Source organism: Streptomyces sp. NPDC127595, assembly GCF_042671685.1.
Classification (GTDB): Bacteria; Actinomycetota; Actinomycetes; order Streptomycetales; family Streptomycetaceae; genus Streptomyces.
In genome coordinates, this window is record NZ_JBHXWK010000003.1 from 641,077 (window position 1) to 656,702 (window position 15,626).

At 69.5% G+C, this 15,626-nt stretch carries 16 protein-coding genes and 1 tRNA gene; 5 read left to right on the plus strand and 12 right to left on the minus strand.

Annotation, left to right across the window (positions count from 1 at the left end; all coding sequences use genetic code 11):
- Positions 1 to 9 precede the first annotated feature (9 nt).
- The gene (locus ACFVKT_RS13950; protein ID WP_385730944.1) at positions 10 to 1,614 is read right to left on the minus strand and encodes a PucR family transcriptional regulator; all 1,605 of its coding nucleotides are present in this window, start codon (positions 1,612 to 1,614) and stop codon (positions 10 to 12) included.
- Between the two features lie 170 nt (positions 1,615 to 1,784).
- On the opposite strand from ACFVKT_RS13950, the gene ACFVKT_RS13955 reads away from it, so the two are divergent.
- The 3 genes from ACFVKT_RS13955 to ACFVKT_RS13965 all read left to right on the plus strand — a co-directional run bounded on the left by ACFVKT_RS13955 (position 1,785) and on the right by ACFVKT_RS13965 (position 4,227).
- On the plus strand, positions 1,785 to 2,564 hold the full coding sequence (locus ACFVKT_RS13955; RefSeq protein WP_385730947.1) for a class II aldolase/adducin family protein: 780 nt from the start codon (positions 1,785 to 1,787) through the stop codon (positions 2,562 to 2,564).
- A 151-nt stretch (positions 2,565 to 2,715) separates the two neighbouring features.
- Positions 2,716 to 3,942: a 2-dehydropantoate 2-reductase gene (locus tag ACFVKT_RS13960; RefSeq protein WP_385730949.1), complete on the plus strand. Its 1,227-nt coding sequence runs from the start codon at positions 2,716 to 2,718 to the stop codon at positions 3,940 to 3,942.
- 60 nt (positions 3,943 to 4,002) lie between these two features.
- Positions 4,003 to 4,227: a hypothetical protein gene (locus ACFVKT_RS13965; protein WP_385730951.1), complete on the plus strand. Its 225-nt coding sequence runs from the start codon at positions 4,003 to 4,005 to the stop codon at positions 4,225 to 4,227.
- Between the two features lie 15 nt (positions 4,228 to 4,242).
- Here ACFVKT_RS13965 and ACFVKT_RS13970 read toward each other — a convergent pair whose 3' ends face one another.
- The 5 genes from ACFVKT_RS13970 to ACFVKT_RS13990 all read right to left on the minus strand — a co-directional run bounded on the left by ACFVKT_RS13970 (position 4,243) and on the right by ACFVKT_RS13990 (position 9,526).
- Positions 4,243 to 5,772 carry a carboxylesterase/lipase family protein gene (locus ACFVKT_RS13970; RefSeq protein WP_385730953.1) on the minus strand — a complete coding sequence of 510 codons (1,530 nt, stop codon included), beginning with the start codon at positions 5,770 to 5,772 and terminating at the stop codon, positions 4,243 to 4,245.
- 29 nt (positions 5,773 to 5,801) lie between these two features.
- Complete coding sequence (locus ACFVKT_RS13975; RefSeq protein ID WP_385730956.1) at positions 5,802 to 6,233, minus strand: heme-binding protein; 432 nt, start codon at positions 6,231 to 6,233, stop codon at positions 5,802 to 5,804.
- 60 nt (positions 6,234 to 6,293) lie between these two features.
- On the minus strand, positions 6,294 to 7,598 hold the full coding sequence (locus ACFVKT_RS13980) for an MFS transporter (protein WP_385730958.1): 1,305 nt from the start codon (positions 7,596 to 7,598) through the stop codon (positions 6,294 to 6,296).
- 10 nt (positions 7,599 to 7,608) lie between these two features.
- Positions 7,609 to 8,571, minus strand: coding sequence for a FadR/GntR family transcriptional regulator (locus ACFVKT_RS13985; RefSeq protein WP_385730960.1), 963 nt, complete (start codon positions 8,569 to 8,571; stop codon positions 7,609 to 7,611).
- A gap of 199 nt (positions 8,572 to 8,770) precedes the next feature.
- Positions 8,771 to 9,526 (minus strand): FadR/GntR family transcriptional regulator, encoded by a 756-nt coding sequence (locus tag ACFVKT_RS13990; RefSeq protein ID WP_385730962.1) that lies wholly within the window; start codon positions 9,524 to 9,526, stop codon positions 8,771 to 8,773.
- Positions 9,527 to 9,763: 237 nt separating this feature from the next.
- Between ACFVKT_RS13990 and ACFVKT_RS13995 the strand changes: the two genes are divergently transcribed.
- Complete coding sequence (locus ACFVKT_RS13995; protein WP_385730964.1) at positions 9,764 to 10,609, plus strand: HpcH/HpaI aldolase/citrate lyase family protein; 846 nt, start codon at positions 9,764 to 9,766, stop codon at positions 10,607 to 10,609.
- 104 nt (positions 10,610 to 10,713) lie between these two features.
- Positions 10,714 to 11,256: a cupin domain-containing protein gene (locus ACFVKT_RS14000; RefSeq protein ID WP_385730966.1), complete on the plus strand. Its 543-nt coding sequence runs from the start codon at positions 10,714 to 10,716 to the stop codon at positions 11,254 to 11,256.
- 360 nt (positions 11,257 to 11,616) lie between these two features.
- Here the strand turns inward: ACFVKT_RS14000 and ACFVKT_RS14005 are convergent, their stop codons facing one another.
- The 6 genes from ACFVKT_RS14005 to ACFVKT_RS14030 all read right to left on the minus strand — a co-directional run bounded on the left by ACFVKT_RS14005 (position 11,617) and on the right by ACFVKT_RS14030 (position 15,446).
- Positions 11,617 to 11,916 (minus strand): NIPSNAP family containing protein, encoded by a 300-nt coding sequence (locus tag ACFVKT_RS14005; RefSeq protein ID WP_385730967.1) that lies wholly within the window; start codon positions 11,914 to 11,916, stop codon positions 11,617 to 11,619.
- A 14-nt stretch (positions 11,917 to 11,930) separates the two neighbouring features.
- Positions 11,931 to 12,158 (minus strand): hypothetical protein, encoded by a 228-nt coding sequence (locus tag ACFVKT_RS14010; protein ID WP_385730969.1) that lies wholly within the window; start codon positions 12,156 to 12,158, stop codon positions 11,931 to 11,933.
- Positions 12,159 to 12,452: 294 nt separating this feature from the next.
- Positions 12,453 to 12,528: transfer RNA gene (locus ACFVKT_RS14015), tRNA-Glu, on the minus strand.
- 81 nt (positions 12,529 to 12,609) lie between these two features.
- Positions 12,610 to 14,310, minus strand: coding sequence for a metallophosphoesterase (locus ACFVKT_RS14020; RefSeq protein WP_385730971.1), 1,701 nt, complete (start codon positions 14,308 to 14,310; stop codon positions 12,610 to 12,612).
- A 114-nt stretch (positions 14,311 to 14,424) separates the two neighbouring features.
- Complete coding sequence (locus ACFVKT_RS14025) at positions 14,425 to 14,775, minus strand: metallopeptidase family protein (protein WP_385730973.1); 351 nt, start codon at positions 14,773 to 14,775, stop codon at positions 14,425 to 14,427.
- Between the two features lie 317 nt (positions 14,776 to 15,092).
- Complete coding sequence (locus tag ACFVKT_RS14030; protein ID WP_385730975.1) at positions 15,093 to 15,446, minus strand: hypothetical protein; 354 nt, start codon at positions 15,444 to 15,446, stop codon at positions 15,093 to 15,095.
- Positions 15,447 to 15,626: the final 180 nt, after the last annotated feature.

Here is a 15,626-nt window from a genome sequence, read left to right on the forward strand (position 1 = left end):
AACGGGTCGCTACTTCCCCAGGGCGGCGATCTCCACGGACAGCAGAAGCCGCTGCGCGGGGTCCCGGAGCGAGAGACCGAAGGTCTGCTCGGCCCTGCGCAACCGCTGCCGGAGGGTGTTCTGGTGGATGTGGAGCGCCGCGCTGGCCGGTACGACATCGCCGAAGTGCCGTAGGTAGGCGCCGAGTGTCGCGAGGTGGTCGGTGCCCTGCTCCGTGTCGTACGCCGCGATGCGTTCGGCGGTTCCGGTGCGCAGGTCGGCGTTGGCGCGCACGGTGGCGAGGAGGCGGCGCAGCACCAGCTCGGCGTGCAGCTCGTGGGTGCGGTAGACGCCGGGTGCCGCGCGTTCGTCGTGGAGGTGGTCGAGCGCCGCGTCGATGTCCTGGCGCGCCTCGCGCAGGCCGGCCGGGGAGGTGATGTCGCCGGAGCGCACCAGCGTGTAGGTCCGGCCCAGCGACCGGCGAGCGCGGTCCATGAGGTGGTCGAGCAGATGGTCCACCGGGACGGTGGCGGGGGACGCGGTCGGCAGCAGGGCGTAGAGCCGGTCGCCGATGAGGGTGGCGACCGGCTGGTGCCCGAGTGACCTGCCGTCCAGGGCGATCAGGTCGAGCATCCGCATCAGGTCGGCGCGCAGCCGCATGTCCTCGTCCACCTCCCCGGCGGCCGTCCGGTGGAGGGGCGGGGACGATTCATCCAGGCCGAACAGGACGGCGGGCAGCCGGATCCCGGTCCGGTGGTCCGGCGCCGTGCCCGTCTCGAGGGCGGACCGCAGCGCGCGGTTGCGGCTGTCCCGGTCGTCGTCGGCCTGCCTGCGCAGCGTGAGCATGTGCGGCGCAGCGACCGCGGCCGCTTCGCGCAACGTCGCCTCGTGGTCGTCGGCCGGCTGCCGGTCGCCGTCGGCGAACGCCACCCACAGTGAGCCGAGAACGTCCTGTCCTGCCCTGATCACCACCGCCAGCCGTGGCAGGTCGCCGGGCCTGGTGTGCCGGATCACCGCGTCGCCGGCCCACAGTTCCTTGTCCAGGTGGTCGGCGACGGCGTCCTTCGGCACCCGGCGGCCCAGGATCCCGCGTCTGCGGGTCTCGTCGATGGGCTGGTCCGGCAGGTTGGAGTAGGCCACCAGAACCTGCTGGGTGTCCATGACCGCGACAGCGCCGCCGACGATCGTGGCGACCGCGTTGGCCAGCGAGAACAGATCTCCGCCAGGGAGCCGGCGATCGCGGGCCCCCGGGTCGCCGGGGCGTGCGGCGAGCAGCGCGGCCACCATGTGCTGGATACGCGTCCACGGCACCCGGGGGTCCACCGCCAGTACGGTGACTCCCTGCTCCGTCGCCCGTTCCACGAAGGCGCCGGGTGCGGGGAGCGCGCACTTCACGGCGAGAACACTCCGGTGATCGGCGGCGGTGCGCAGGGCGGCCCCGCTTGCCGTGCCGTCGGCCGGATCCAGTCCCACGGCGAGCAGCAGCTGCCCGGGCGGCAGGTCACCGGCCGCCTCCGGGCAGTCGAGCAGTTCGACCCCCGCGACGGCCTGGGCCCGGGCGCCGCCGCCCGCGAGCACGGTCAGCACGTCCTCGGGCATCGAGGTGACCAGCTCTGTCAACGGCAGTGACGTCATCCGGCCTCCTCATCCCAGGTGATGTCGGGTTCGACATTGACGCACGTCATCGAGTGTACGTTTCGACATTGTCCTGGCTGGTCCGTCGTCCCATGCTCATGTCCAGTGCGCCGCGATACGAAGGATGCGCCGCGACATGAAGGATGCGCCGCGATACGAAGGAGTCGGCGATGACCGTTCTGATGCACCCCTCGACCGGCCGGCCCCCGGCCTCCATGAGTGACGCCGAGTGGCGGGCGCGGCTCGAACTGGCCGCCGGTTACCGGATCTTCGATCATCTGGGCTGGGTCGAAATGATCTTCAATCACATCACGCTGCGGGTGCCCGACGAGGAGGGCAGCCTGCTGATCAATCCGTTCGGCCTGATGTACCACGAGGTCACCGCCTCGAACCTGGTGAAGATCGATCACCAGGGGAACATCCTCTCGGACTCGCCCTGGCCGGTGAACGAGGCCGGACTGCTGATCCACACGATCCTGCACGCGAGCCGCTCCGACGCCCACTGCATCATGCACACCCACACCACGGCGGGCAGCGGTGTCGCCTGTATCCGCGACGGCCTGGACCCGGACAACTTCTACTCGGCCCAGCTCTTCGAGATGGTCGCGTACCACGATTTCGAGGGCGTCACCGTCAACCCGGAGGAGCAGCCGCGGCTGGTCGAGGACCTGGGCGACCGCAATCTGATGATCCTGCGCAATCACGGCCTGCTGGCGCTGGGGCCGACCCTGCCGGCCGCCTTCTCTGCCCTGTGGACTCTGCAGCGCGCCTGCGAACTCCAGCTCGCCGCCACCTCCACCGGCCGGCCGCTGGCCAAGGTCAGCCGCGAGGCCGCGGTCCAGTCGACGCGGGAGTCCTTCCAGCTGGGGGACCGTACCGACGCGGGACGGGTCCTCTTCGAGGCGCTGCGACGCAAGATCGACCGCATCGATCCGTCGTACCAGAGCTGACCGATTCGTCTACCAGGCGCTGACCGATCCGTCCTACGAGAGCTGACCGAACCGTCGTCGTACAAGAGCCGACCGGTCCGCCTTTCCCGAGCTGACCGGTCCGTCGTACCAGAGCCTGACCGATCCGTCCTACCAGAGCTGAGGGATGGCCTTGAAGATCACGATTGTCGGACCCGGCGCGGTCGGCGCGACGTTGGCCGCGTCGTTCACCGCGGGCGGCGCGCAGGTGTCCCTGCTGGGAGCGCCGGGCGCTCATCTTCACGCCATCGCCGAGCACGGGCTCCTTGTGGACAGCACGGGCAGCACCGCCCGGTACCGCCTTGCCGCCTCCCACGACCCGGCGCTGCTCCCCGATCCTGACCTGGTGGTCATCTGCGTCAAGGGCCAGGACCTGTCCGCGGCCGTCGCACGCGTCCGGCCGTGGATCGAGGCCGGTGCCGATGTGCTCGTGGTGGCCAACGGCGTCCCGTGGTGGTTGCTGGCCACTGTGGACGGCTTCGGCTACCAGGTGATCCGGAAGGTGGACCCGGACGGCGGCCTGCTGGATCTGCTGCCGCCCTCCCGGGTGATGGCCGGCGTAGCCCACTTCAGCAGCTCCGTCCCGGAGCCCGGCCATGTGACGCATACCGGCGGCGACTGCCTGATCATCGGCGACCCGCTCGGCGGGGCCTCCGCCCGTGTCGACCGGTGCGCCAAGGCGCTGTCCGCGGGCCCGGTGCGCGCCGAGGTGAGCGTGGGCATCCGCACGGCGATGTGGGAGAAGCTGCTCGGGAACGTGAACCTCAACCCGGTCAGCGCGCTGACCGGCGGCACGGTGCTCGAAATCCTCCAGAGCCCGGATCTACGACAGCTCTGTGCCGACATCTTCAAGGAGACGGCCGAGGTCGGCGCGAGGCTCGGCATCCCGACCACCATGTCGGCGGACGAGCGGCTCGAAGTCGCCGCCCGGCTCGGCAACTTCCGCACCTCGATGCTCCAGGACTCCGACCGCGGCCGGCGCCTGGAGACGGACGCCATTCTCGGCGCCGTCCGGGAACTCGCGAGGCGCACCGGCGTCCCCAGCCCGGCCATGGACGCGGTCGACGGTCTGCTGTCCCTGCGCGAACGCGTCCGCCACCCGGACCCGGACCCGGACCAGGGGCCGGACCGCGAACGCGTCCGCTACCCGGACCCGGGCCCGGACCAGGGGCCGGACCGTGAACGCGTCCGCCACCCGGGCCAGGACCCGGGCCAGGACCCGGGCCAGGACCCGGGCCAGGACCCGGGCCAGGACCCGGGCCAGGACCCGGGCCCGGACCCGGGCCAGGACCCGGGCCCGGACCCGGACCAGGGCCTCGACCCCGGCCAGGGCCTCGACCCGGACCAGGAGCGCACCTGATGCCGCCACGGTGTCTCCAACGCCTTCTACCTCTACCTGCGCGACCCCGACGGCCACCGGGTGGAGATCTACACCTCCGACTACTACACCGGTGACCCCGACCACGAGACCTACCGCTGGAACGTCCACGACGACCGCCGCCGAGACTTCTGGGGGAGCGCGGTCATCGAGTCCTGGTACAAGGAGGCCAGCCCCGTCCTCGGCATCGACGGCTCGCCGCAGCCGGTCACCGAGACGCTGCTCGACGAGTCCGCCGTCCAGGTCGGCGCGGACGGTCTGGGCTGAGCACCGGCTGAGGGATCAGGGGGCGGGACTCGCGTCCAGGGCGTCGGCGGGACCGGTCCGGAGCGAGTGGATCATCCCGGTGACAGGTCCGACGGGCAGCGGCCGGCTGTGTACGGTGTCCGCGATCAGCGTCTGCCGCGGAGCCGACGCGTCACAGGCGGGCCAGGCCGCACCGTCGGGGCCCCGCGGAACGCCGGTGCGGGCGAACTCCGTCCAGGCGTGCCGCAGTACCTCGCTGATCCCGGCATCGGTCTCGTCGTAGTCCTCGCCGGGAGTGATCCGGCGGAAGAGGTAGGGGAGTTCGGCCATGTGGAAGGCGAGCATGCCCGAGCGGCGGGCGGACGGTGAGACGCGCGCGAAGCGGTACGAGTAGCACGTACGGCCCAGGGCGGTGAAGCGCTCGTAGGAGGTCAGCTCCGGCTCGTGCCAGACGGCGCTGGTGGACAGTTCGGCCAGCGCCTCGTACGTCGTCAGGCCTCTGCTGTCGAAGTCGGCGAGGATGTCGTCGGCGCGGGAGCCGCCGAGCGTGCCGGCCATCGCGGCAAGTGTGCGGGGTGTGTAGACCTCGGCCGGGTCGAGGCCGGGGCGACCGTGCAAGCCGTCCGGCCGGTCGAAGAACCGTGCCTCGTCCTGGGTGCTGCCGAACATCACGGGTAGGTTCGCGGGCCAGTTGGAGAAGCCTTCCGTCACGACCTCGCCGTCCACCGTCGGGTACCACACGAGGTTCGCCGGTGTGTGCACCTGGCCGGGGGGCGCCGTGGTGCCGGCCGTCGCCCAGGACGCCTCACGCACCCGCTCGGCGGACAACTGGCGCAGCTCGTCCGGGTCTTTGCTGCCCAGGAAGCCGAAGACCTCCTCCGTCGCCCGGGCGGCACGCTCATAGGACGGCGAGGCGGCCACGGCGTAGTCCTCGAAGCCCGCGCTCTGGATGATTCCCCGGTGGAACAGGCCCCGGGCGGAAGGCGTCGACAACAGGGTGCGCACCGCGACGGCGCCGGCGGACTGGCCGAAGACGGTCACGTTGCCCGGGTCGCCCCCGAAGGCGGTGATGTTCTCCGCCACCCAGGTCAGGGCGGCGACCCAGTCGCCCACCGCGAAGTTGGTGCCGGTCCGCGGATCGGTCAGGAAACCGAAGGCGCCCAGCCGGTAGTTGACCGAAACGACGACCACACCGTGCCGTGCCAGGGTCTCGCCCGAGAACAACGGATCCGACGCCGAGCCACCGATGAAACCGCCGCCGTGGATCCACACCATGACCGGCAGCTGTGCGGCGCCGTCCGGTTCGGGGGTCCAGACGTTGAGGTACAGGCAGTCCTCGCTCTGCTCGGCGCCCAGTCCTGGCCCGCGCCCGTTGCCCGCCGTCTGCATCGCGGCCGCGCCGAACGCCGTCGCCTCACGCACCCCGGACCACGGCGCGGGCGGGGCCGGCGGCCGCCACCGCAGCGCGCCGACCGGTGGGGCCGCGTAGGGCAGGCCCAGGAAGGCGTGCACCCCGTCGTTCTCCTTGCCCCTGACGGATCCCTGCCCGGTACGCACCGTCCGCATGGGACGCCCTCCTCAACGCTGGATCTGTGTCAGCCGCAGTCTGCCGTGAAGCCGGCACTCTCGATGGCGTGCACCGCGCACGCCTCGTCCTTGTCGGGGTGATCTCCGCTGATCCCCACCGCGCCGATGATGCGGCCCTCCGTGTCGCGGACGAGTACGCCACCGGGAACCGGGGCGATCCGGCCGCCCGAGATGGAGCTCAGGGCCTCGAAGAAGGCGGGTGCCGTGGCGGCCCGCCGCGCCAGATCGCGGCCTCCGGCGCCCATGCCCAGCGCTCCCCACGCCTTGGCCTGGGCGATGTCCGGCCGCAGGATCCCGCTGTCGTCCTCTCGCTTGAGGGCGAGCAGATGGCCCCCCGGGTCGAGGACGGCGACGGTCAGCGGATGGCACTCCAGGGCGCGTCCGTGTTCCAGGGCGCTGTCGACCATCAGTGATGCGTGCTTGAGCAGGAGAACTTCCATGAATCCGTTCCTTGACGTGGTGACGGGCAATGGTCCGCACGGCACCGTGTGTACCAGTGATCAGGCGGGGCTGGTGACGTCCTTGACGGGAGCCTGCAGGGTGGCGGGACCCGGGGCGTTCCGCTTGAGCATGCCGAACCCGAACAGCACCGCTGCGGCGCAGAGGGAGACGCAGCCCGCTAGGACGAAGAGCGAGGACGTGGTGAGCTTCGCGGCGATCAGCCAGCCGCCCACCACCGGGCCCGCGATGCCGCCGAGCCGCCCCCAGCCCATGGACCAGCCGACGCCGGTGGCGCGCTGGGACGTGTCGTAGAACTGGGGGATCAGTGGGATCGTGCACATCTGCGCACCCAGGCTGAGCAGACCGGCGACGAAGGTGATGACGAGCAGCATGCCGTCGGACGTGGTGGCCCAGCCGATGAGGGCGACGGCGACGGCGCCCAGGGTGTACGCGGCCCCGATCACGAAGGGCGGTCGGCCACGGTCCGCGAGCCGGCCGATCACCAGGCAGCCGAGGATGCCTCCGAGATTCAGTGTGGACACGGCGAGCAGGCCACTGTCCGCCCCGGCCGCGACGGCGACGCTGGGCAGCCAGGTGACCAGGAAGTACGTCATGAGCAGGGTCAGGAACATCGCGGCCCACAGCAGGACCGTGCCCGGGCCCCTGCCCTCCTTGAACAGGGCCGCGACGGGAGACCGGGTCACGGCGGGGTCTTCTTCTCTCGCACCGCCGCCGTCCGCCGGGATCCCCAGCCGTTCCAGGGTCCTGGCCGCGGCCACGCCGTCGCCGCGGGCGGCCAGGAACCGGGCGGACTCGGGCAGCCGGAACACCAGCAGTGGCAGCAGGAGCAGCGGCACGACACCGCCGACGTAGAAGACGCTCTGCCAGCCGTAGGCCGGGATCAGCCAGTTCGCCAGGACTCCGCCGACCACCGCGCCCATCGGGAAGCCGCAGAACATCAGCCCGACGATCGTCGCCCGGGACTTCGCGGGCGCGTACTCCGAGGCGAGCGAGATGATGCCCGGCAGGGCGGCGCCGAGACCGATTCCGGTGAAGAACCGAACGGTTTCCAGGGCGCCGACCGAGCCGACGAGCGGGGTCAGGAGGGTGACGGCACCGAAGGCCAGGACCCCGAAGACCACCAACGGCCTGCGCCCCACACGGTCGCCTATCACCCCGGCCACCGTGGCCCCGATCAGTCCCCCGAAGAGCCCGATGCCGAACACCGTGCCGAACCCCGAGGGCTCCAGATGCAGGTCGGGGCCCATGGCGGGGGCCGCGAGGGAGATCAACTGGGTGTCGAGCCCGTCCAGTAGTGCGACCGCCGCGCACAGGAGGATGACGGTCAGGGTGGGGCGTGACATACGTCCTGTGTCAAGAACCGAGCCGACCTCGGCGCTCGCACCAGTACTCATGGGTCGTCCCTTTCCATGCTGCTGAATCAAGGCTCAATTCCGTGGCGTTCGGGCTCGATGGCGCTTCGTGGATTCGCTGGTGCGGCTCGGAGGCTTGGGCTCTGTTACTCGGATTCGTGTCGGTCCGGGTGTTCAGGAGCGAGGCGATCAGCTCTGAATAGAGGGGACCCGAGGCCCTGATCTCATCGCCGCGCGGCGAGGAAGTGATCAGTTCGAGTGCGTGGGCATGGTGGATTCGGACCATCCGCACCGCCCGCTCGCCGTCCCGGGCCTCAAGGGCTTCCACGACGGCAATGCGCTGCGGATGGAGAGCACCCGCGATGCGCTGCCAGTCGGCGAGCCTGGGACCCCCGGACAATTCGAAAGCGAGCTGTACCTGGATGTCGGCGAAGAATCCGCACAGTGCCGCGAGGAGCGCGCTGTGGGAGATCTCGGAGAGCCGGTGGAGGTAATTCCTGAGATCGGCCGCGGCCCGGTCCACACTCCGGATGGCGGCCAGTTTCTCGGCGGCCGCCCTGAGGGAGGCGATCTCCTCGTCGGAGGCGCAGCGCGCCGCCAACTCGACCGCGTAGGCATTCAACGCGGCCTGGAGGCCGAGGAATTCGGCTGGGCCGACGTTCTTGAGCTGGATCACCGAGGCGAGCGACACAGCGATCATGGTGTCGGTCGAGGCGGTGACGTATGTTCCGGTGCCGTGCCGGACACTGACCAGGCCCATGGCCGTCAGCGCACGCACCGATTCACGCACCGTGGCACTGCTGACGCCGTACCGCTCGGCGAGATTCCGTTCCGGCGGGAGGCGCGATCCGTCGGGCAGCGCTCCGTGAAGGATTTGATTCCGCAGGTCGTCGAAAATGCGGTCGGCCGCCCGGCCGCGCCCAACCCTGTGGAAATCCTGGCTTTTGTACAGGTGATCCGCCATGGAGCGCATCCTCGGTTCTGGCCGAATCGGTCTGCGTGTCTACGAGCGGTGTCAGGAGGCGAAGTCCGCGTCCTGTTCGGGCGTTCCCACCTCTTAACGCGACTGTCACATTAGGTCACCAGGTGACTTAGGTGCAAGGCTCGTGCAGACGTTTTCATGGCCTCCGTAAAGAGGTGCGGCAACGGCGGCTCCGCCGGGCTCAGCTGAGGTCGTCGGCTGTGACGCGCTGATCGTCAATGGTCGCTCCGGCGATCGCGAGTGTCTGCGCGGTGTACTCCCGTACCGCCTTGGCCGCTGCCAGGCGGTCATGTGCGGCGACCGCCTCCACGATGGCGATACGCACGCCACGCAGCCTCGCGACGTCCGATGCCCACTTCGATTCCGGGCCCTGACGGACGCGGCGGGCCAGCGACAGGTGCGTCGAGATGACGAAGGACGCCACCACTTCGAGCAGCTTGTCGTGGGACAGGGCGATGAGCCCCCCGAGGAACTCCTGCAGAGTCTGGACGAACTCCTCGCTGGACATGGAGTCGTTGAACGACTTCGCCGTCGCGAGTACGGCGTCGATCTCCTCGGGAGTGGCGGTCGTGATCGCGAGATCGACTGCCTGGAGGTTCAGCGTCTCCGCCAGCTTCAGGATGCTCGGCAGGTCGATGTTCTCCAGCTCGACCACCGACCGCATCGCCGAGGCCATCAGCGTGGAGGAGTCCGCGATCACGGTCATCCCCGAGCCGTGCCGCACCTCCACGAGGCGCATCGCGCTGAGCGCCCGGATGGCTTCGCGGATCGTCGGTGAGCTGACGCCGTAGAAGGAGGCCAGCTCCTTCTCGGAGGGGAGCTTGGAGCCGCGCTTCAGGCGGCCCGACAGGATGCCCGACTCCAGGTCGCGCAGTACTCGATCGGCGACACTCGCACGGTCTCGGTCGAAGCCACCGTTTGCAACAAACGCCGTCACCGTCTGCCCTCTCCTCGTCATCGTCCGACACCTCATGGGTGCGCCCCAACAGCCACGAACTCATCAGGTGACTATAGGTCTTGCTCGTTGGATCGTACCGCAAGGCGGGAACCCCGTGGGGTCGGCGGCAGGGTCGCGCGGCCCGCCTCCCAGGTGGGAAGACTTCAGATCCCCAAGTCACTTGCTGACTTGTTGCCTTTGGTCTACGCTCGCACTGGCCAACGAAAAGGGGATGACGTGAGCGCATACCGCAATCGACTGCTGGAAATGGTCGACCAGGGAATCGTGCCGCTGGGAATGCAGTGCTTCACCGGAAACGGAGCGTTGATAGAGGTCCTCGGGCTGACCGGCTATGACTTCGTCATGCTCGACACGGAGCATTCGCCGAACAATCCGCGAGCACTCGAGGACAGCATCCGGGCGGCCAACCACGTGAATATGGTTCCGGTGGTCCGGGTGCCCAGCTTCGACGACGAGGCCTCGATCCGCCGTGCCCTCGAAGCCGGCGCCGAGGGCATCTTTCTGCCGATGGTCAAGTCGGCTGCGGATATCAGGACGGCCGCCGACGCCGCGTTCTTCCCGCCGCTGGGAAAGCGCGGCATCTGTCCGGCCGTGCGGGCGACCGGCTATGCGTTCAGCGACTTCAACGAGTACGCGCGCCGCAACAACGAATCGACCATCCTGGTCCCGCTGATCGAGCACCCCGACGCGGTCGAGAACATCGAGGAGATCTGCGCCCTCCCCGAAGTGAGCATGGTGATCTTCGGCGTGGGCGACCTCTCCTTCGCCATGGGCGAGGGCGTCGAGCAGCTGCGCAGCCCCAAGGTCCAGGCCGCCTACCGCCGGGTGATGGACGCCGCCGCCAAGTACGACGTCCCGGTGATCGGCGGGCCCAACCTCGATCCGACCCCGGAAACCTGCCTGGACGCACTGGAGATGGGCGTCAAGGTCTTCACCCTCGGACTCGACATCATGGCCTTCCGGCGTGCCTGCGAGGGAATGGTCAACGACCTCTACACGGCATCACAGAAATCCCAGCTCTCGCGTCCGACTCCGCCGCCGAGCGGATTCCCGGCCCGCTGAGCCGCGACCGCAGGAGCCGAAAGAGCCGAAAGAGCCGAAAGAGCCGAAAGAACCGTCAGAACCGCCAGAACCTGCTGAGCCGCACCTGACAGAAAGGGAGAGCGATGTCGCGTATCAATCGCTACGTCATCGGCAGCGATGAGAACGGGCGCTCGGCCGTGCTGGACGACAAGCTGAGCAACGTCCAGGAGAAGGAAGGCTACTTCTGGCGAGCGACCCTGTGGGCCACCGCGGAGACGCCCGCCGACAACTCCGTCGAGGGCGACAGGTCTCTCATCGGCCCGCGCCGCGAACCGCTGCCCAACGGCCTGCTGTGCCGTGCGCTCGAACTGCAGCCGGACGACCCGGACGCCGCGCGGTCCGCGCAGGTCTTCGACGAGCTCAGTGCGCAGGCCGGACAGACAATCAAGGCCACCGACGAGGAACGCAGCCGTCACCCGAGCATGCACCGCACCGACACCCTCGACTGCATCACCTGCGTACGGGGCGAGGTCTACCTCCTGACCGATGTCGACGAGGTCAAGCTCACGCCGGGCGACACCGTCGTGATCCGGGGGACCAACCACGCCTGGAGCAACAGGTCGAGCGAGCCCTGCCTGCTCGTCGGCTCCTCGGTCGCCGCCCTTCCGCTCGGGCCGGATTCCTGACCTCGTCGCCCTGGCGAACGCCGCCCCGCGGAACCACCAGAAAAGACCGAACCCAGGGAACACACCGTGCCGATCGACCGGGCAAGACTCGCAGAACACCTCGACAAGCTCGACATCGCCGAGCTCGTCCGGCTGGAGCGCCACTGGCGGGACACGGCCGCGTGGGGCAGCGAAGCGCTCGCTCACGTCCTTGATGTGATCGGCAAGCCCCCAGATCTCGTGGATGACGATGAGTCCACCCTTGACGGGGGTTCCGCTCGCCGGGCGTACGAGGTAGGCCTCGAACGCCCCGCCGTCGCTGAGCAGTTCAATGGTCTCGCCCATGCTCAGCCCTCTCTCCGTCGTGACTCCGGCCGGCCCTCAGTCTTCGAGAGCGGGCCGCACGAACCCGACATGCGCCTTCGCGACCCGTTCCGGGAGGCCGTCGAAGACACGCCGACGGGCCTCCGAGCTCCGGTAGGCGGCGTCGACACGTGCGAAGTCCTCCGCCGTGCCCGGAACGCTGACGGCCCACACGAACTCGCCCGCATCCTCATTGACGTAGGCGAACTCGACGGTGAACCCGGCCTTGGTACGCAGCGCGGGCATCGTGGCCCGCCACCAGTCGACGAAGGCGTCGAGTTCACCCGGGACTATTTCGTACCGGCGAAGCTGGATCATGGTCGTTCCGCCTCTCAGCCCTGGCGCGTCGGTGCGGCGGCCTGTGTTGTGGACTTCTCCCGCTGGATCAGGTTGAGCACGTGTGCCCGCAGCTCCGCGAGCTTGGGCAGGGACTTCGTCCCGACCTGGTCGCGATGCTCGCCGAGCGGAATCGGAAGCCGTTCGCGTACGCGCGTCGGCGAGCCGGACAACACCACGACCTCGTCGCCCAGGTAGACGGCTTCGTCGATGTCGTGGGTCACCAGCACGACGGTGACCCCGAACTGCTCGCGGACACCGAGGATGAGGTCCTCTCGGCCACCTTAGACGCGGGACGCCTGATGAGTAAATGACTTGGTGACTTCAAATGGCGGGCGATCTTAACGGCTCCGACATGTTTGCTGGATGGCCCGTGGAGGGTGGTTTGAGCGATCTGACCCGTATGTACCGGAGTGGTGAGGCGGGTGCCGGAGGTGCGCGGCGGGTTCTACCCGCCAGGGCGCAAAAAGAAATCGCAGGCCAAATACGTACTTTGGCCTGCGATACCTATGAGTAGCTGGTGCCCCCAACGGGATTCGAACCCGTGCTACCGCCTTGAAAGGGCGGCGTCCTAGGCCGCTAGACGATGAGGGCTATCGGCCCGCCTGGGCGCTTTGCAGCGCGTCGGGGACGTCAGAAGCATATGGGATGGCGGGAGGTATCGCCAAAACGGTTTCAGGGGCTGCTCCCTGAGCCGGCTGTCTCTGAGGGGGTGCTCCCTGAGGGGGCCGGGGTCGAGCCGCTGTCGGACGGAGTCGGGGACTGGGGCGCCGCGCCGGGCCTGTTCTCCTCGGGCAGGTGACGGCTGACCTCCGCCGTCGTCAGGCCCAGTCCGCCGAGCTTGATCTCGTCCCAGGCCTGGAGACGGCGGGTGTCCCGGTCGAGGTAGAGGACGGAAGCCTCGATGGGGTCGGGGTACTTGCCCTCCAGGGCGCGCAGGCCGCTGCCGCCCGTCGACCCCTCGATACGCAGCCGCGTTCCGCCCGGCATGACCTCCATCTCCTGGTGATGCAGATGACCCGCCAGGACCAGCGGCACCTCCCCGTCCGTCTCGCGGGCGGCGTCCGGTTCGTGGGCGATGGCGATGTCGACGGGCGTGCCCGCCACCCGCTGGTCGCGCAGCACCGACGCCAGCTGTGCGCCCGCCAGTTGCTGCGCCTGGGCACCACCCGGATCGACCGCCCGGTCAGGGGTGAACGACGGGTCACCGATGCCCGCGAAACGCAGCCCCGCGACCGTGACCGCCCGGCCCTTGTCCAGGACGCGCACGTTCTTGATCTTTTCGAGGTAGCGCTGGGTGATGAGGGAGTCGTGGTTGCCCCGGACCCAGACGTACGGCGCTCCCAGGTCCGCGATCGGGTCCAGGAAGCCGTTCTCGGCCGCCGTGCCGTGGTCCATCGTGTCGCCGGAGTCGACGATCACGTTGATGTCGTACTGCTCCACGAGCGACGCGATGATCTTCCAGCTCGCCGGGTTGAGATGGATGTCGGAGACGTGCAGGACCCGGATGGTGGTCGGGTCCGGTTCGTAGCCGGGGAGCGTCGAGGTGACGTCGTACAGCTTCGTCACGTTCGTCACCAGGCGCGCCAACTCCTTCTGGTAGACGTCGAATTCGCTGACGATGCTGCGGGCGTTGCCGACGAGGGAGGGTGCGGAGGAGAGCAGCCCGGAGAACTTCGGTTCCAGGACCGAGTTGGGGTTCCAGGTGGCGAAGGCCGTCCCTCCGCAGGCGGCGAGGAGGGTGAGGGCGAGGCCGCCCGCCGCGAGGGCGCGGCGGGGCCGGCGGTAGACCGCGAGGCCGAGCGCCGTGGCCCCGGACACGACGGCCACGCAGGACCGTACGGCCAGATCGAGCGTGCCGTGCTCCACGTCCTGCGCGACCTCCTCCTGGAGGCCGGAAAGCCGCTCCGGGTGATCGACCAGCGCCTGCGAGCGCACCGGGTCGAGCCGGTCCACGTCCACGTCGAGCCGTAGCGGGGCCTCGTGGCTGCGCAGCTCCAGGGCGCCCAGCGGGGCGACGTTGATCTTCGTGCCGCCGTCCAGGGAGGGCCGCAGCGTCATGGTGGTGTCCATGGGACCGACCGGCACGCGCACGTTCCCCACGATCAGCAGCCCCAGCCAGGCCCCGAACAGGACGACGGTCATGAGCCCCAGGACCCGGGCGTACGGGTGGGGCTGGTGGACGAGTTCGGTCGCCGGGTGGGGCCGGCGGGCGCGGTAGCGGCGGGCGAGGGCGAGGACGCGGGGTGGTGTCCCTCGTGTCTTTCGCAGCTCTCGTGTCTTTCGTAGCTGTCGTGTCTTTCGTGGCTCTCGTAGTTCTCGTAGTTCTCGTATGCGGCGTAGGACGGTGGTCACGGCAGCGGGGGCGCGGGCCATTGGTCGCGTATGCCCATGTGTGGGGGTGGGTATGCCGGGATGCTCCGGACTCTTGTACGAGGGGATGCGAGGCTTCCGTAGCGGTGGAGGCAGTTGTCGGGCCGGAGCCCGGGCTCAGCCCCAGCCCAGTTCGTGCAGCCGCTCGTCGTCGATGCCGAAATGGTGGGCGATCTCGTGGATCACGGTCACGGCGACCTCGTGCACGACCTCGTCCGGGGTCTCGCACATCCGCAGCGTGGGGCCCATGTAGATCGAGATGCGGTCGGGGAGCACGCCCGCATACCACTCGCCCCGGTCCGTGAGCGGGGTGCCCTCGTAGAGGCCCAGCAACTCGGGATCGTCGGCCGCCGGCTCGTCCTCGACGAACACGGCGACGTTGTCCATCACCCGGGTCAGCTCGGGCGGGATCCGGTCGAGGGCCTGGCTCACGAGCTCTTCGAAGGTTTCGCGCGTCATCTCCAGCACAAGGCCATTGTCAGGGACAGCGCGCTTGTGGCGCGGTCACGGAGCGGGGACATGTGACCGCAGGTCGTTCGACGGCCGCGCGTGTCTTCTTGTGGGCGGCGGGAGTTGGGCAGGGGGACTCCCCCGAACCATTCCCGAGTTCTCGGCTTCGATCGAAGAGGTTCGAAGAGGGGAGACCCCAATCGGAGGTGGCTGCCCGTGCGCGCCTTGTACGTACCCGTCCGTCTGGCCGCCACGGTCATGGCCGTCGCCGCGGCAGCCGGCTGTATGAGCGTGGGTGACGACGCGGGCCGGCCCGCCCCCTCGCATTCGGCGGGTCAGCAGGGCGGGGAGGCGCCCGACGGGGGCACCGCGCTGAGCGGCGGCGGCACCGGGTTCCACGGGGCGAAAGGAGCCAAGGGGGGCGGTGGTTCGCCGAAGCCGGGTGAGTCCGCGTCGGGGTCGGCGTCTCCATCCGCGTCGCCGTCCGCGGGCGCGAAGCCGTCCGTGAAGCCCACGGGGAACGACGGGCCGGGCGGGCCCGTGGAGCCCGCGCCGACCAAGGGGGAGCCGACTCCCACGCGTACCACGGCGGAGCCGACGCCCGAGCCGCCCCCGCCTCCGGTCTCGTCGCCGCCGGTGGTCGAACCGAGCACCGCGGAGCCCTCGTCCTCGGCGCACGAGCAGGTCACACAGCTGATGGAACGGGAGCCGGCGCCGCGGGCCGGCGAGCCGGTGTAGGCCGCGCGGACGGGACTGCCGCACCCCCCTGACCTGCACCTATGCGGGCAGTTTGCCTTCAGGGGGGAGCGGTGCGTATGGTAGTAGATCGTTTGATACCAATTGCCTGGCGCCGATGAAGAGAGCGCCGC

What these genes read in the sequence shown, in the direction of transcription:
- ACFVKT_RS13950 (WP_385730944.1), bottom strand. Translation starts at nt 1,614, where the DNA reads ATGACGTCACTGCCGTTGACAGAGCTGGTCACCTCGATGCCCGAGGAC.
- ACFVKT_RS13955 (WP_385730947.1), top strand. Translation starts at nt 1,785, where the DNA reads ATGACCGTTCTGATGCACCCCTCGACCGGCCGGCCCCCGGCCTCCATG.
- ACFVKT_RS13970 (WP_385730953.1), bottom strand. Translation starts at nt 5,772, where the DNA reads ATGCGGACGGTGCGTACCGGGCAGGGATCCGTCAGGGGCAAGGAGAAC.
- ACFVKT_RS13975 (WP_385730956.1), bottom strand. Translation starts at nt 6,233, where the DNA reads ATGGAAGTTCTCCTGCTCAAGCACGCATCACTGATGGTCGACAGCGCC.
- ACFVKT_RS13980 (WP_385730958.1), bottom strand. Translation starts at nt 7,598, where the DNA reads ATGTCACGCCCCACCCTGACCGTCATCCTCCTGTGCGCGGCGGTCGCA.
- ACFVKT_RS13985 (WP_385730960.1), bottom strand. Translation starts at nt 8,571, where the DNA reads ATGGCGGATCACCTGTACAAAAGCCAGGATTTCCACAGGGTTGGGCGC.
- ACFVKT_RS14000 (WP_385730966.1), top strand. Translation starts at nt 10,714, where the DNA reads ATGTCGCGTATCAATCGCTACGTCATCGGCAGCGATGAGAACGGGCGC.
- ACFVKT_RS14005 (WP_385730967.1), bottom strand. Translation starts at nt 11,916, where the DNA reads ATGATCCAGCTTCGCCGGTACGAAATAGTCCCGGGTGAACTCGACGCC.
- ACFVKT_RS14020 (WP_385730971.1), bottom strand. Translation starts at nt 14,310, where the DNA reads ATGGCCCGCGCCCCCGCTGCCGTGACCACCGTCCTACGCCGCATACGA.